The organism is Paenibacillus sp. OK060 (genome assembly GCF_900101205.1).
Lineage (GTDB): Bacteria > Bacillota > Bacilli > Paenibacillales > Paenibacillaceae > Paenibacillus > Paenibacillus marchantiae.
On record NZ_FNFR01000030.1, the window covers coordinates 1 to 1,050 of the forward strand.

At 44.6% G+C, this 1,050-nt stretch carries 1 protein-coding gene; it reads right to left on the minus strand.

The genetic code is table 11. The features are described from left to right. Nucleotides 1-57 precede the first annotated feature (57 nt). Nucleotides 58-1,023: a quinone oxidoreductase family protein gene (locus BLS14_RS32245; RefSeq protein ID WP_090955875.1), complete on the minus strand. Its 966-nt coding sequence runs from the start codon at nt 1,021-1,023 to the stop codon at nt 58-60. Nucleotides 1,024-1,050: the final 27 nt, after the last annotated feature.

The following is a 1,050-nucleotide window of genomic DNA, read 5'->3' on the forward strand; positions in this document are numbered from 1 at the left end:
GCCAGATACAAAGGGATAATCTGCCCTACTTGAGTCTTGGTTAGATTCATACGATTTTTATGGTCTTAATAAGATTTTCCCCGTGCTTTTGCGGCTTTCCAGAAATTGATGCGCTTTTCTTCCATCTCGTAGTGCAAATACCGTAGGCTCGGATACCGTTATTTTCCCCTCTTCGATCCAGCGGAACAACTCGGCTGAACGGGTTGCCCGTTCCTCGCGGGAAGTAAGGAAATTCCAAAGATCGCCACCAGTCAAAGTTTTTGACGTATCCATCAACATCCTTGGGTCAACTGGAGCAGGGTCTCCCCCTGCCATTCCATAAAATACAACCGTCCCCCCAATGCGAGTGACTGCAAAACTATCTTCGAGCGTGGAGCCTACTGAGTCATAGACAACATCCACACCTTTTCCGTTTGTCTCCTCCATGACTTTTCTCTTCCAATCATCCGAGTACAAAAAAACCTGATTCCCTCCAGAGTTTTTAACTGCCGACGCCTTCTCCATCGAGGAGGTTAAACCAATGACCCTTCCACCGAAGAGCTTTGCAATTTGAACAAGCAACTGTCCAACGCCCCCTGCTGCGGCATGAACTAGAATTACATCATTCTCCTTAACCGCATAACTATCTATTGTTAAATAGTGGGCAGTCAACCCTTGCAGTAAAACAGAAGCCGCCTTCTCAAATGAAATGGTCTCTGGAAGAGGAATTGCCTTTTCTATAGGAACAGCCACTTTTTCTGCGTTAGCATGGGGGACATCTGCAAATGCAATAGGGTCGCCAACGCTGATTCCTTCGACATTAGCTCCTGTTTTTTCAACGACTCCTGCCCCTTCATAACCTAAAATAAACGGGGAGTTCCCAGTAAGATGATAGTTTCCTTTCCTTCTATAAATATCTGCAAAATTCAATCCGATGGCTTGCATCCTTACTAATATTTCGTCAGGCCCGATAACTGGATCCGAAATTTCAAGATATTCTAGTACTTCCGGTCCTCCGAATTTATTAAATACAAGTGCTTTCAAATGAGTGGCCTCCTCTTATATATTTTT